Annotated in this window: 12 protein-coding genes; 8 read left to right on the forward strand and 4 right to left on the reverse strand. The window is 57.8% G+C overall.

The features are described from left to right. Window positions 1-927, forward strand: a complete 927-nt coding sequence (locus QRN85_RS06955) for a carbohydrate kinase family protein (protein WP_284757265.1) — start codon at window positions 1-3, stop codon at window positions 925-927. Between the two features lie 19 nt (window positions 928-946). Here the strand turns inward: QRN85_RS06955 and QRN85_RS06960 are convergent, their stop codons facing one another. Further along, entirely contained in the window at window positions 947-1,837 is an 891-nt protein-coding gene (locus QRN85_RS06960) for a LysR family transcriptional regulator (RefSeq protein WP_284757266.1), read from the reverse strand. Window positions 1,838-1,925: 88 nt separating this feature from the next. Between QRN85_RS06960 and QRN85_RS06965 the strand changes: the two genes are divergently transcribed. From QRN85_RS06965 to QRN85_RS06975, 3 genes are all read left to right on the forward strand, one after another. Beyond that, a complete protein-coding gene (locus tag QRN85_RS06965; protein ID WP_284757267.1) occupies window positions 1,926-2,852 on the forward strand; it encodes a DMT family transporter in 927 nt (308 codons plus the stop codon). A gap of 132 nt (window positions 2,853-2,984) precedes the next feature. Further along, the gene (locus QRN85_RS06970) at window positions 2,985-3,242 is read left to right on the forward strand and encodes a hypothetical protein (RefSeq protein ID WP_284757268.1); all 258 of its coding nucleotides are present in this window, start codon (window positions 2,985-2,987) and stop codon (window positions 3,240-3,242) included. 19 nt (window positions 3,243-3,261) lie between these two features. After that, entirely contained in the window at window positions 3,262-3,720 is a 459-nt protein-coding gene (locus QRN85_RS06975) for a hypothetical protein (RefSeq protein WP_284757269.1), read from the forward strand. Here QRN85_RS06975 and QRN85_RS06980 read toward each other — a convergent pair. Further along, entirely contained in the window at window positions 3,717-4,352 is a 636-nt protein-coding gene (locus tag QRN85_RS06980) for a CatB-related O-acetyltransferase (protein ID WP_284758793.1), read from the reverse strand. The two genes, QRN85_RS06975 and QRN85_RS06980, sit on opposite strands and share 4 nt — an antisense overlap. 283 nt (window positions 4,353-4,635) lie before the next feature. Here QRN85_RS06980 and QRN85_RS06985 point away from each other — a divergent pair, with 283 nt between their 5' ends. Beyond that, window positions 4,636-5,988, forward strand: coding sequence for a dicarboxylate/amino acid:cation symporter (locus QRN85_RS06985; protein WP_284757270.1), 1,353 nt, complete (start codon window positions 4,636-4,638; stop codon window positions 5,986-5,988). A 212-nt stretch (window positions 5,989-6,200) separates the two neighbouring features. On the opposite strand, the gene pgi is transcribed toward QRN85_RS06985, so the two are convergent. Continuing rightward, window positions 6,201-7,826: a glucose-6-phosphate isomerase gene (gene pgi, locus QRN85_RS06990; RefSeq protein ID WP_284757271.1), complete on the reverse strand. Its 1,626-nt coding sequence runs from the start codon at window positions 7,824-7,826 to the stop codon at window positions 6,201-6,203. A gap of 107 nt (window positions 7,827-7,933) precedes the next feature. Then, window positions 7,934-9,646 (reverse strand): long-chain-fatty-acid--CoA ligase, encoded by a 1,713-nt coding sequence (locus QRN85_RS06995; protein WP_284757272.1) that lies wholly within the window; start codon window positions 9,644-9,646, stop codon window positions 7,934-7,936. A gap of 280 nt (window positions 9,647-9,926) precedes the next feature. Here QRN85_RS06995 and QRN85_RS07000 point away from each other — a divergent pair, with 280 nt between their 5' ends. The 3 genes from QRN85_RS07000 to QRN85_RS07010 all read left to right on the forward strand — a co-directional run bounded on the left by QRN85_RS07000 (window position 9,927) and on the right by QRN85_RS07010 (window position 14,054). Next, a complete protein-coding gene (locus QRN85_RS07000; RefSeq protein WP_284757273.1) occupies window positions 9,927-10,979 on the forward strand; it encodes an ABC transporter ATP-binding protein in 1,053 nt (350 codons plus the stop codon). Between the two features lie 162 nt (window positions 10,980-11,141). Next, window positions 11,142-12,146, forward strand: coding sequence for a Fe(3+) ABC transporter substrate-binding protein (locus QRN85_RS07005; RefSeq protein ID WP_162238071.1), 1,005 nt, complete (start codon window positions 11,142-11,144; stop codon window positions 12,144-12,146). A 231-nt stretch (window positions 12,147-12,377) separates the two neighbouring features. Then, the gene (locus tag QRN85_RS07010) at window positions 12,378-14,054 is read left to right on the forward strand and encodes an ABC transporter permease (protein ID WP_284757275.1); all 1,677 of its coding nucleotides are present in this window, start codon (window positions 12,378-12,380) and stop codon (window positions 14,052-14,054) included. The last annotated feature ends 5 nt before the right edge of the window (window positions 14,055-14,059 follow it).

A 14,059-nucleotide genomic window follows, 5' to 3' on the forward strand; every position in this document is an offset into this window, starting at 1 on the left:
ATGATCCTGTGTTGTGGTGAAGCCCTGATCGACATGCTGCCGCGTGAAACCACGAAAGGCGAAGCCGGTTTTGCGCCCTATGCGGGCGGCGCGGTCTTCAACACGGCGATTGCGCTAGGTCGTCTCGGCGTTCCCTCCGCCTTCTTCTGCGGCATCGCCGATGACATGATGGGCGAGATCCTGAAAGATACGTTGAAGGCCAGCAATGTCGATTACAGCCTCTGCGCCTTCTCGCACCGCCCCTCCACCATCGCCTTCGTGAAACTGGTCGATGGTCACGCAACCTACGCCTTTTACGATGAAGGTACGGCGCTGCGGATGCTGTCTGAAAGCGATCTGCCCAATATCGGAGCCGATTGCGAAGCCATGCATTTCGGCGCGATAAGCCTCATTCCTGAGCCCTGCGGCGGCACCTATGAGGCGCTTCTGATGCGCGAACACGACAAGCGCGTCATCTCGCTCGACCCCAACATCCGCCCCGGTTTCATCAAGGACAAGCAGAAGCATCTTGAGCGCATCAACCGCATGGCCGCCAAGTCCGATATCGTGAAGTTCTCGGATGAGGATCTGGCATGGTTCGGTCTGGAAGGCGATGAAGACACGCTCGCCCGCCACTGGCTTCACCACGGCGCCAAGCTCGTTGTCGTCACCCGCGGCGCAGAAGGCGCGGTCGGCTACACGTCGAACCTTCGCGTGGAAGTGCCGAGCGAGCGCGTCGATGTCGTCGACACCGTTGGCGCAGGCGACACCTTCGACGCCGGCATCCTCGCCTCGCTGAAACTGCAGGGCCTGCTCACCAAGCCACAAGTCGCGGCGCTGACCGAAGAGCAGATTGCCAAGGCACTAACGCTCGGCGCAAAAGCTGCTGCCGTGACGGTGTCACGTGCGGGGGCGAACCCGCCATGGGCGAATGAGATCGGCTTGTAAGCTGAAATCCGGAAACGCTCTAAATGCTGTTTTGCCGCAGGTTGAGCATTTCTGATGCCATCCAGCTGCAAAATTGTCGGGCCACTTTTGCTTGCGACAAACGCTGGTAACGATATGATCCTATTTCGATAGGCTGGTATCCGGGCAAGGCTACCAGTGCGCCGGATCGTGTTTCTCTATCGGTCAGTATCGGCGGGGAAAGCGCGATGCCAAGCCCGGCAATGCACGCATGCAGAGCTGCATCGTCCGTATCAAATTCATGGACGAAAGTCAGGTCCGTCAGAGGAAGTCCAACTTTTTCGCACCAAAGCTTCCAATCCCAGTTACCAGCCGCGCATTGAAGCGCGGGCACGTCCGTAATTGGGATATTGCCGCTTTCGCCGTGTTTTTCCAGCAGCCTTGGAGAGATGACAGGACGACTTATGTCGGCTTCGAGCAACTCCCAGCCTTCTGCCGACTGACCTGCCCGAAAGTAGCGAATGACGACATCGCAAACCGGCTGCACCCCTAAAGCTGGCGCCGAAACAGTTTCCACCCGGACGCGGACTTGCGGGTAAATGGCGCGAAACCGATCCAACGATGGTATGAGCCAGCGCAATGCAAGTGAGGTGGATGCCTGGACGGTAAGTTCGGCCTCATGTCGATAATGCGCTTCGACCGACCGCTCGATCACAGCCACTGCCGGTGCCACCTCCTGATAAAAACGCTCTCCAGCATTGGTCAGGGTAACGGAGTTATTGCCCCGGCGGAAAAAGCTGACGCCAAGTTCATCCTCAAGCTTTTTCAGTTGGTGGCTCACCGCGCTTGAGGTCACATTGAGTTCCAGGCCAGCTGCGGTCAGGCTTCCGGTGCGTGCAACCGTCACAAACATTCGGATGGCATTGAGCGAAATACGGCGCTTTTTCTGCATGAGATTTTCTCATTCACCCCTAGATCTACTCGTTTGCTGGTGATGCGAACATCAATCATAAAGTGCAGATTAGCTGAATGGAAGCACGATGAAATCAAGCCAGTCTCTGATCAACGCCAAAGCCATCGCCTGGGTCACTGCCGGGACAGCATTATTTTCCTTAATCTTTTCATCCGGAAAATTTGCTGACGGAATGGCGAGCACCCCGCAAATTCTGTTCTTTCGCTATATCGGCGGTTTGGCAACCTTGCTGCTCATCGTCTGGCTGCGACGAGAAAGAGTATCTGCCTATCGTAGCCCCCGCCCCCTGTCCCATTTCATGCGCGCAGTCTTCGGCGCCTCGGGCGGTGGCGCGTTGATCTATGCATCTGCCAACATGCCGATCGTGGATGCCACGGCTATAGGCCTGCTCTACGTCGTCTTCGTTATCCCGCTCGGCGTTCTGGTTCTGAAAGAGCGGGTCAACTGGCTGCATCTGGCCGCAATCGCTATTTGTTGCACCGGCGCAGCGACGGTAATGGCATCGCGTGGCGCATTCACGCAATTTCACTCGGCGTATATTTTTCCTGCGGGTATAGCGGTTCTCGGTGCCGCGCTGCTGGCAGTGGAAGGTTTGATGATCAAGGTGCTTTCGCATTCTGATCGAGCGATGACGGTGCTGCTTCATGTCAACATGTTCGGAATCCTGCTGATGGCCGCTCCTGCTATCATCCAATGGGCGCCCCTCTCTTTGAAAGGGGTTTTATCCTGTTTCCTTCTCGGTCCTCTTGCGGTATCCGCACAATATTGCATCGTCCAAGGATACCGCCTTGCACCGCTGACAATTGTAGGTCCCGTCGACTACACTTGGCTGATCTTTGCGGGACTTATCGGTTTTCAGTTTTTTGGTGAGCAACCGACATCAGGCGTGATAGCGGGTTGCGCGATTATCACGGCAGGCGGCATCATGCTCGCCCTCATCAAATCACCCTCAAGCGAGGTGGAATGCATGACGCCGACGTCTTCGCAGTCCTGAGACTGGGGCTCGCGCCACCAATGACGACACGCATCAAGGGGATGAACCTATCGCGCCACTTTTCCCAATTTCTTCGCTCGACAAACTTGGCTCTGCCTTTCTTCGGCCAAAACACTCTCCCTATAAGCAACCATGGAAATCCTTAAGACCTACATCCCTGAAGACATCGCTTCGATTCTTATGATGGCCGTTTTTGCGGTCATCGCCATCTGGTTGGTGATGTTCGTCGTGCGCAAGCTGATCGGGATTGCGCTGGTGGCCGCTGTCGTCATCGGCGGGTTTATGGTCTGGCAGAACCCATCCATGCTGTTGACCGCGCAGGACACTGCCACGCGTTATTATGAACAGTGGCATGATGGCGGCATATCCAACGGAGACCAGCAGCGCTAGTCATCACTTCGATTGCATAATGCTTAGCCAGTTTGCGACGGGACTGGAAAAGCGGTTGATCGCCTTTGCAACCCATGGTAGTTTAGCTGGGATGTATTCAAAATGGATTTTTGCGCCGATCCTCGCGCTGTTCATGGCTTTTTCCGCATGGGGAGCAGAGACATTTGTTCAGCACGAAGACCCATCTGCCGTTTGTCACAATAAGGATGTGATCCTCTCCATTTGGCAAGGTCAGAGCCTGATCCTATCAGTGGACTACAACCGCAAACCTGCCGTGTTGACGGTTGACGGAAGACGTTGGCTCAAACTTTCTTCCAACATTCAGACATCCATTGCATTTTCCGCATATTGCCGTCTCGAAGCAACAGATGGCGTCGGCACTTTGGAAGTCCGTGACCAGGGAGAACGGCTTTTCGGCACGGTCAGCAGAGGGCGATGGCAAAATCGACTGACCGGGGAGACACTAGGTAAGCCCTAGGAATGCTTTTTCAGTTCGGCGATGTCGCCACTATTGAGTGCTTCGAGATTGGCTTCGATCTTACGGAGAGGCCAGTCCCACCAGGCGATGCTTAGCAGGTCTTCAATCACCTCTTGCGAATACCGCATGCGGATAATCCCGGCGGGGTTTCCTCCGACAATTGCATAAGGCGGCACGTTGCGGGTGACCACCGATGCGGCGGCGATGATGGCGCCGCTGCCGATATGGACCCCCGGCATGATGGCCGCGTTCTGGCCGATCCACACATCGTGATCCACAATCGTGTCTTTGAAGGGCAAATCCTTGTATCCGAATGTCTCCGGTTTGAAGATGCGAAACGGATAGGTGGTGAAGCCAGTCATGGGGTGGTTGGCAGAGCTCGTGATGAAGTAGCTGCCTCTGGCGATCTGCACGAATTTGCCGATGACCAACCGCTCCCGGACGTCATGACCAAGGAAGGGTGCCAGAATAGCAACCGTGTCCTCAAGCTTTCCTGAGTGTGTGTAATAGCTGAACTCACCGACCTCCATCCGCGGATGATCGATGACATTCTTGAGATAGACGGTTTCATCATAGACCCGCCCATCGGGGAGGGTAATGGGGTGAATAGCGGTCGCATCGAGAAGCGGCATCTGGCGAAGACCTGATAAAGATGAGGTTTCGCCAAGGCTAGGCGCTTCTTTTTGCTTTATCCACCTGCCGGGACGGATCGATCTCATGAATTGTTTTGATCCGTAAACGAGCGGCGATTTGCTCAAGCCATGCCCGGTTACTCTATAAACGAAATTTCTAATGAATCGCCCGGGCGAGCAATTCCGTTCGTTGATGTTGTGGACAAGAAGCAGAGAATAGAACCTTCTCATCATTTCCACGTTAGACGGTAGCCATCGTCTTTTCGTTTTCACGGAATTCAAAATGTCAGCTCAATCCACCACAAGGGCGCCCAAGCCCTTTTACGCGTCTTTCGGTTTTCAGGTCTTTGCGGCGATGGTCGTCGGCCTTGTGCTCGGCTACATCGCCCGGCAGATGGGTGCCACGGAGGCGGGGCCGAACTGGCTGGTTCAGACGCTGGCCACCATCGGCACCATCTTCGTGCAGCTTCTGCGCGCCCTAGTGCCGCTGCTGATCTTTACCGCCATTGTTGCCTCCATCGCCAATCTGCGGGAGTTGAACAATGCAGCGCGGCTTGTGTGGCAGACGCTGTTGTGGTTTGCGATTACGGCTTTGATTGCGGTGCTCATCGGTATCGCCCTTGGCCTCCTCATCCAGCCCGGCATAAATTCCGGCGTTGCGGCCACGGCGGCTGCGGCACCATCCAGCACCGGTTCCTGGCTTGATTTTCTCAAAGGGCTGATCCCGGCCAACCTGCTTGGCCTTCAGGCATCGACCAAGGTCACTCCGGGTGGTGCGACCACTGCGCTGAACTTCAATGTGCTGCAGATACTGGTCATTTCCATTGCCGTCGGTATCGCTGCCTTGCAGGTGGGTGAGAAGGCTGAGCCGTTTCTGGCGTTCAACCGCTCGCTTCTGGCCATCACCCGCAAGATCCTCTGGTGGGTCATTCGTCTGACGCCCATCGGCACGATTGGTCTTCTGGGCAATGCTGTTGCCGTCTATGGCTGGGAAGCTTTGGCTTCGCTCGGCTGGTACTCGGCAGCGATCTATATCGGTCTCGCCATCGTTCTCTTCGTGGTCTATCCCGTTATTCTTACCGCAAACGGTCTGAACCCGATCCGCTTTTTCTCCGGCGCATGGCCTGCCATCCAGCTTGCTTTTGTTTCGCGCTCATCGATCGGCACCTTGCCGTTGACGGAGCAGGTCACGGAACGCAATCTCGGTGTGCCCCGTGAATATGCGGCCTTTGCCGTGCCGCTGGGTGCTACGACGAAGATGGACGGCTGCGCTGCCATCTATCCGGCAATCTCGGCCATTTTCGTAGCCCAGTTCTACGGCGTGCCGCTCGGCATTCAGGAGTATGTGCTGATCGCTTTTGTCTCGGTTCTGGGCTCTGCGGCAACGGCGGGTCTGACGGGCGCGACGGTGATGCTGACACTGACGCTGTCTACGCTCGGCCTGCCACTGCAAGGCGTCGGCCTGTTGCTGGCGGTTGACCCGATCCTTGATATGGGTCGCACGGCGGTCAATGTGGCCGGTCAGGCGCTGATCCCCACCATCGTCGCCAAGCGTCAGGGCATTCTCGATCAGGCCGCCTATGACCGTCAGGAAGGGATTGATGCGCTCGACCCTACCATGGCGCCTGCTGAGTAAGGCTGTTTCCCTGCGTCAACCCGGACTCGGTCCGGGGTGCGTTGCGACCAAGTGCTTGATGAAAGGACTCTTACGCGCCGCAGACGCGGCGCTGCTGGATTCCGGCTCAAGGCCGGAATGACGGAGGGGAAGTCGTCGGCTTGAGCGGATGGTCTGCATAAAAAACCCGCCGGGAGACCGGCGGGTTTTGTCGTTTTATGGGGGGTGATTGGTTACTTCGCCAGACCCGAGAGTGCCTTGACCAGACCCTGCGTCGAGCTGTCGTGGTCTTCGGCGCTTTCCTTGCCTTCCACGACAGGCAGAAGGCCGGTTGCCAGTTCCTTGCCCAATTCCACGCCCCACTGGTCAAAGGAATTGATGCGGAACAGGACGCCTTCCACGAAGACGCGGTGTTCGTAAAGCGCAATCAGGCGGCCAAGCGCAAAGGGCGTGAGCTTGTCATAGACGAATGTGATGGACGGGCGGTTGCCGGTGAAGACGCGGTGTGGAGCGATGAAGTCGGCTTTTTTGTCGTCCATGCCCTTGGACGTCAGCTGCTCCTTGGCTTCGGAGAGGGTGCGGCCCTTCATCAGCGCTTCGGATTGCGCAAGGCAATTTGCGATGAGCAGCTGGTGCTGGTGGCGCAGATCAGGCTCGAAGCCATTGGCGGCAATCATGAATTCGGCAGGGATGACGCTCGTGCCCTGATGGATGAGCTGGTAGAAGGCGTGCTGACCGTTGGTGCCGGGCTCACCCCAAACGACAGGGCCGGACTGGCCTTCGACCGGCGTGCCGTCAATGGTGACGCCCTTGCCGTTGGATTCCATGTCGAGCTGCTGGAGATAGGCGGGGAAGCGCGACAGGCGCTGGTCATAGGGCAGGATGGCGCGGGTTGGGTAGTCCAGCACATTGCGGTGGTAAAAGCCGATGAGGCCGAGCAGCATGGGCAGGTTCTGGCGCACCGGCGCTTCCCGGAAATGCGTATCCATGGCGTGCGCGCCATCCAGGAACTTGCCGAAATTTTCAGGGCCGATGGCAATCATCAGCGGCAGGCCGATGGCCGACCAGATGGAGTAGCGACCGCCGACCCAATCCCAGAAACCGAACACACGGTCGCTATTGATGCCGAATTTGGCCACCTTGTCGAGCGCGGTGGAAACGGCGCAGAAGTGGTGGCCGACGGCGTCTTCGCCCAGCTTGTCGGCAATGAATGCGCGTGCCGTGGCGGCATTGGTCATCGTCTCGATGGTGGTAAAGGTCTTGGAGGCGATGATGAAGAGCGATGTTTCCGGGTCGATCTGCTTCAGCGTATCGGCAATATGAGCGGCATCGATATTGGAAACGAAGTGCGCGCGTGGGCCATCATGGAAAGGTGCAAGCGCCAGCGTTGCCATGACCGGGCCAAGGTCGGAACCGCCAATGCCGATATTGACGACATCGGTGATTTTCTTGCCGGTCGCGCCCTTCAGCGCGCCGGAGCGAATGGCATCGGCAAACTTGCCCATGGCGGCAAGCACGCCGTTCACGTCAGGCATCACATCCTTGCCATCGACCAGCACGGGCGTGTTCGACCGGTTGCGCAGTGCCGTGTGCAGAACGGCGCGGCCTTCGGTGAAGTTGATCTCCTTGCCAGAGAACATCTCGTCGCGCTTCGTCTCGACGCCACCTTCGAGGGCGAGCTTTTCGAGAAGCGCCAACACCTCGTCATTCACGGCGCATTTGGAGTAATCCATCAACAAATCGTCGAAGCGCACGCTGAATTGCTCGAACCGATTGGCGTTGGCGGCAAAAGCGGCGCGAAGATCGGTGGCTGCGGTCTTGGCAGCGGTGGATTTCAGATTTTCGACGATAGCCTGCATGGAATACTCCTCATGCTCCGGGAAAGGATGAGGAAACTATTCTTTTTCATCAGGCTAAATCAAGGCGCGATCGACTAAATCGATTGAAATATTATGAAGCGCACCAATCAGTTAGCCAGCTTTCGAAGTTCACGCCGCAGGATCTTGCCGACATTGGTCTTCGGAAGTTCTGTCAGAAACGCAATGTGCTTCGGCCGCTTGTAGTTGGTCAGGCTCTTGGCGCAGAATTCGCGCAAATCCTCGGCGGTCAGGTCAGGGTCTTTCTTGACCACATAGAGCTTCACGGCCTCGCCGGAATGGTCGTCCGGCACGCCAACGGCAGCGCATTCCTGCACGCCGGGATGGGCTGCCGCCACTTCCTCGATTTCATTGGGATAGACGTTGAAGCCGGAAACCAGGATCATGTCCTTCTTGCGGTCAACGATCTTGGTATAGCCGCGCTCATCCATGAAGCCCATGTCGCCGGAACGGAAGAAACCATCCGGCGTCATCACCTTGGCCGTTTCATCCGGGCGCTGCCAGTAGCCCGGCATGACCTGTGGGCCGCGGATACAGATTTCGCCGACTTCGCCAAGCGGCAGGCTGTTGCCGTCATCATCGCGGATGTCGACATCCGTGGATGGCACGGGAAGCCCGATCGTGCCGCTGAAATCGGACTGGCCAAGCGGGTTGACGGTGGCAACGGGCGAGGTTTCGGAAAGTCCATAGCCTTCACAGATATGGGTGCCTGTAACGGCGGCCCAGCGTTCGGCAACAGGCCGCTGCACCGACATGCCGCCACCCATGACCAGCACCAGCGAAGACAGGTCCAGCTTCGCGAAATCCTTGTTGTTCAACAGCGCGTTGAATAGGGTGTTGATGGCTGGAAAGACATGCGGCGTGTAGTTGGAAAGCTCCTTGACGAAGCCGGGAATATCGCGCGGATTTGCGATCAGCAGGTTGTGACCGCCAAGCGCGATGCCCATCAGCGAATTCACCGTCAGCGCAAAAATATGGTAGAGCGGCAAGGCGCAGACGAAGTTCATCACCTCTGGCCGCTTCTTGTTAAGGAACACCGCGTCCATCCAGAGCGAAATCTGCGCCTTGTTTGCAAGCAGGTTCGCGTGGGTCAGAATGGCGCCCTTGGAGATGCCCGTGGTTCCGCCGGTATATTGCAGGAAGGCGATATCGTCGCGCATGATTGGCGCCGTCTTCAGGTCCATCTGCCGGGATTGCGACAGAACCTGTTTAAAGCCGACAGCCTTGGGCAGATCGTAGGCCGGCACCATTTTCTTGACCTTGCGCACCACGAAATTGACGACGTGGCCCTTCAGGCCCAGGAGGTCTCCCATCGTCGTGACGATGACATGCTCAACATCGGTTTTGGACAGGGCCTGTTGGACGACATGCGCGAAATTTTCCAGCACGAACAGGGCTTTTGCGCCTGAATCCTTGAGCTGATGCTCCAATTCGCGGGGCGTATAAAGCGGGTTGACGTTGACCACCGTCATGCCTGCTCTGAGGATCGCATAGGTCGCCACCGGGTTCTGCAGGATGTTGGGCATCATGACCGCAACCCGGTCGCCCTTCTTCAGGCCCAGACTTTGCAGCCATGCGCCCACGCGTCGTGTCAGCTCCTCCAGGTGCCTGTAGGTCAGCGATTTGCCCATGGAGGAAAACGCCTTGCGCTCGGCATAGCGCTCGCAATTCTTCTCCACGAGTTCAGCCAGGGAATTGTAACCCAGATCGGGAAGCTCGGCGGGAACGCCTGGAGGATAGGAAGCAAGCCATGGCTTTTCACGGCTATGCGTTTGCTGATGGCCCAGATTCGTATTGCTCATGAAATTCCTCCCCATGCTGGCATTCGCAAGCACTGCTGAACCAATTTTCCCGTCTGCTCCTCAGCTGGACAGGCGTGTGCTGGCACGTGCTTGCAAGCGTAGATGAAGCCTCCAAAACCATCCACTCACATCAGCGTATTTAACTCTAACGTAAACGTCAACTGCGCACATCAAATACACGATAGGACAGTGTGGCTACACGCGTTCAACAACGAGCTTTTGACATTAAAGCTGATTTGCGCGATCAACAAACCGCAGCGAAAACACACGGAATTCGGACATGTCTGGCATTGAGGCACTCAAACTCGGCACAATCGGCAAGCGTTTCGGCGAAACGACTGTGCTCGAGGATGTCAGCCTGACCGTGGACCGCGGCGAAATCATCTGTCTCGTCGGTCGTTCCGGATGTGGAAAATCCACGCTGTTGCGGATCATCGCCGGTGTGGAAACACCCGATACGGGATCGGTGTGGATGCATGGGCGCGAAATTGCCGGGCCAACCACCTTCATGGAGCCGGAAAAACGGCGGATCGGCTTCGTGTTTCAGGACTATGCGCTGTTTCCCCATCTGACGGTGGAGCAGAATGTACTGTTCGGGCTGAAGGGATTGCCGAGGGCCGAGGCGAAGGTGCGCAGTGCCGACATGATCGAGCATGTCCGCCTGGCTGATCTGGCCGGGCGCTATCCGCATACATTATCGGGCGGTGAGCAGCAGCGTGTCGCGCTCGCTCGCGCCTTGGCCCCGAAGCCCGATATTCTGCTGATGGACGAGCCCTTCTCCAATCTCGATCGCGGCCTGCGCGACAGCGTTCGCGAAGAAACGCTGGGCCTGCTGCGACGTCTGGACACCACCGTCATCATGGTGACCCACGATCCCGAAGAGGCGCTGTCGGCGGGCGATCGTGTGGTGTTGATGCAAAAGGGAAGGGTCGTCCAGACGGGAACCGGCTATGACCTGCACGACAATCCGGGCAGTCGCTACGCGGCGGATTTCTTCTGCGCCTTCAACAAGGTCGAAGGCGTCATGCGGGGTGGCCAGCTTGAAACGCCCGTTGGCAAGTTCTCGTCGAACCTCGCCCTGCGTGAGGGTGACAAGGGTCTCGCTTATATCCGCCCCAGCGCCATCAGCATCACCCCTGCGGGAACCGACACGACCACGCAGGGCCGCATTACCAACCGCGTCTTCATGGGCGAGATAGAACAGCTGTCCATCCGGGTTGACGGTCTTGTCGGGGATCTGCGCGTTCGTGGCATGAAGAGGGTCCCGCCGCATCTGCAGGATGTCGGCCTTTCGATTGCACCAGACAGCGTCCTGACCTTTACTGCAGATTGAATTCCGGAGTTTTTCCGTCCGAATAAGGCTGCCTTTCAACTCAAAGTGAGAAGAGAGGCGCGCAATTTAGCAAACTTAACTTGATTTCATTGATCATGTATGGTGATGCATTTCCCCACTCAATCATGATCAAGGGGGACAGACGTGACATTATCCAAGGCTTTGAAAACTGCGTTTCTGGCTGCAAGTGTCGCCTTTCCGGCTGGCGCTGTGGGCGCTGCCGAACTCAACATCTACACGACGCGCGAGCCCGCTTTGATCCAGCCTCTGCTTGACGCTTTCACCACGGATAGCGGCATCAAGGTCAACACGGTTTTCCTGAAAGACGGTCTTGCCGAGCGTGTGCTGAGCGAAGGCGCAAGCTCGCCTGCCGACGTACTGATGACGGTGGATGCCGGAAACCTCGTTGATCTCGTGGAAAAAGGCGTTACCCAGCCGGTTCAGTCGGACGTGCTGACAAAGAACATTCCAGCCGAACTGCGTGATGCCAAGGGCAACTGGTTTGCCCTGTCGATGCGCGCCCGCGTTCTCTATGCGTCCAAGGACGTCGACCTGTCCGCCTTCAACTACGAGGATCTCGCCGATCCCAAGTGGAAGGGCAAGGTTTGCATTCGTTCTGGTCAGCACCCCTATAACACCGCGCTCTTTGCCGATTACATCGCCCATCACGGCGTAGAGGCTACCGAAAAGTGGCTTGCGGGCGTCAAGGACAATCTGGCCCGCAAGGCTGGCGGCGGCGACCGCGATGTTGCCAAGGACATTCTCGGCGGCATTTGCGATATCGGCATCGCCAACTCCTATTATGTCGGGCTGATGCGCTCCGGCAAGGGCGGCGAAGAGCAGGTAAAGTGGGGCGAAGCCATCAAGGTCATTCTGCCGACGTTCAAGGATGGCGGAACGCAGGTCAACGTATCCGGCGCGGCTGTTGCCAAGAACGCCCCCAACCGGGATGAGGCCGTCAAGCTGCTGGAATATCTGGCATCGGGCGCCGCGCAGAAGATCTATGCCGAGGCCAATTACGAATATCCGGTCAACAAGAGCGCCGAGGTCGATCAGATCATCGCTTCCTTTGGTGAGCTGAAGATCGACAGCAAGCCGCTGACGGAAATCGTTTCTCACCGCAAGCAGGCAAGCGAGCTGGTCGATAAGGTCGGCTTCGACAACTGAGACTGATCCGCTCGTAAAATGTGGCGAGCCGGGATTGCCCGGCTTGGCCGCAATATCAAGCCAGTCTCGGGCCGGGTTCGAATGCCTGCCCCGGGACTGCCATGTCTGCGAACCTTGCCATCACGCTTCGTCTGGCGGATGGCGGGTGATTCGGATATGGAGTGACCGGTCCGGCAGGGACTGTTGCAAGATCCTCATCGGCAGCCCCATACACACAAAGCGCGTTTCCGAATGTTTTCAAGCCGTGACACCGCAGCCCTTGCAAGACCCAGATCGCGGATCACGTCCTCATTCTATTGGCTGGCGGTCTCCTGTCTGATCGCCGCACTCGCCACACTGCCCGTCATCGCACTTCTGTCGGAGGCGGTGCGGGGATCTGAGGGCCTTTGGGATCATCTTCGCGAAACCGTACTGGCAACGGCGCTGTCCCAGACGATCATCCTTCTGGCCGGCGTCGGTCTGCTCGCAGGCTGTCTGGGTACGCTCAGCGCGTGGCTGGTCAGCGCCTATGATTTTCGCGGTCGGCGGCTGCTGGAATGGGCCTTGCTGCTGCCGCTTGCAATGCCGACCTATATCGTGGCTTACGCCTATCTCGATATCCTGCATCCGCTGGGGCCGGTCCAAGGTTTCCTTCGATGGTTGCTGGGTTATTCCAGCCCCCGCGATTTCCGGTTGCCGGACATACGTTCGATGACCGGGTGCATTCTTCTGCTCGGCTTTGTTCTTTATCCCTATGTCTATATCCCGGTCAGGGCGATGTTTCTGACGCAGGCTGGCAATCTGCTGGATGCTGCGCGGATGCTCGGCACCTCGCGCCATGCCCTGTTTACAAGGGTTGCGGTGCCGCTTGCCCGTCCAGCAATTGCTGTCGGCACCAGCCTGGCCCTCATGGAGGCGCTCAACGATATCGGTGCGTCGGAATTTCTGGGCGTCCGCACGCTGACCGTTTCCATCTACACGACCTGGGTGACGAAGTCGGATCTGCCGGGTGCGGCGCAGATTGCGCTGTCCATGCTGTTTCTCGTCGTGGCGCTGGTGGCAATAGAGCAATGGGCGCGCCGCAGGCAACGCTATTCGGGTTCTGCGCAGAAGAGCACGCTGCTGACGCCGACCCGGCTTTGCGGCATACGCGGTCTTCTCGCGCTCTCTTTCGGACTGCTGCCGATCATCATCGGCTTTGTCGCCCCGGCGCTCTATCTGATTGTCGAAGCATGGCGGCGTCTGCAATTTCGAGGCATTTCAGCAGGCTTTGCATCGGAGGCGCTGAACACCATCCTGTTTTCCGCAACCGCAACGCTGGTCACGGTCGCAGCCGGGCTGGTGGTGGCCTACGCCATGAGAATAGCACCGGGAAGGACGTCGCTATGGTCTTACCGGCTGGCGACAATCGGCTATGCGGCGCCGGGCACGGTCATCGCCATCGGTGTGTTGATCGCACTTGGCGGCTTCGACAGATTTGTGGACCAGACGATGCAGCGATGGTTTGGCGTATCGACCGGTCTTCTGCTGATCGGTAGCGGCTCGGCCTTGATCTTCGCCTATGCGGCGCGCTTTCTCACCATTGCAGGAGGCGGGATCGATGCGGGGCTGAGCCGCATTCCCTCATCCTTCGATCAGGCATCACGCAGTCTGGGTCGCACACCTGCGGCCACCTTCACGGCCATTCATCTGCCGCTTTCAAAGGCCGCAATGGCCGCCGCCGCCTTGCTGGTCTTCGTGGATTGCGTCAAGGAGCTTCCGGCAACCCTTTTGCTGCGGCCTTTGAACTTCGAGACCTTCTCGACGCACCTCTACGGTGAGGCCGCCCGCGGGACCTATGAGGAAGCATCCATAGCGGCGCTTGCCATCGTGCTTATCGGCATTTTGCCCGTCATCCTGCTTGCACGCATCGGCCGCGTGCGGCGGTAGTGCCA

This window comes from Agrobacterium sp. fls2-241-TYG-188a (assembly GCF_030209845.1).

What these genes read in the sequence shown, in the direction of transcription:
- QRN85_RS06980 (WP_284758793.1), bottom strand. Translation starts at nt 4,352, where the DNA reads ATGCCGCTTCTCGATGCGACCGCTATTCACCCCATTACCCTCCCCGAT.
- QRN85_RS06975 (WP_284757269.1), top strand. Translation starts at nt 3,262, where the DNA reads ATGCTTAGCCAGTTTGCGACGGGACTGGAAAAGCGGTTGATCGCCTTT.
- QRN85_RS06965 (WP_284757267.1), top strand. Translation starts at nt 1,926, where the DNA reads ATGAAATCAAGCCAGTCTCTGATCAACGCCAAAGCCATCGCCTGGGTC.
- QRN85_RS06955 (WP_284757265.1), top strand. Translation starts at nt 1, where the DNA reads ATGATCCTGTGTTGTGGTGAAGCCCTGATCGACATGCTGCCGCGTGAA.
- pgi (WP_284757271.1), bottom strand. Translation starts at nt 7,826, where the DNA reads ATGCAGGCTATCGTCGAAAATCTGAAATCCACCGCTGCCAAGACCGCA.
- QRN85_RS06995 (WP_284757272.1), bottom strand. Translation starts at nt 9,646, where the DNA reads ATGAGCAATACGAATCTGGGCCATCAGCAAACGCATAGCCGTGAAAAG.
- QRN85_RS07000 (WP_284757273.1), top strand. Translation starts at nt 9,927, where the DNA reads ATGTCTGGCATTGAGGCACTCAAACTCGGCACAATCGGCAAGCGTTTC.
- QRN85_RS06960 (WP_284757266.1), bottom strand. Translation starts at nt 1,837, where the DNA reads ATGCAGAAAAAGCGCCGTATTTCGCTCAATGCCATCCGAATGTTTGTG.
- QRN85_RS07010 (WP_284757275.1), top strand. Translation starts at nt 12,378, where the DNA reads ATGTTTTCAAGCCGTGACACCGCAGCCCTTGCAAGACCCAGATCGCGG.
- QRN85_RS06970 (WP_284757268.1), top strand. Translation starts at nt 2,985, where the DNA reads ATGGAAATCCTTAAGACCTACATCCCTGAAGACATCGCTTCGATTCTT.
- QRN85_RS06985 (WP_284757270.1), top strand. Translation starts at nt 4,636, where the DNA reads ATGTCAGCTCAATCCACCACAAGGGCGCCCAAGCCCTTTTACGCGTCT.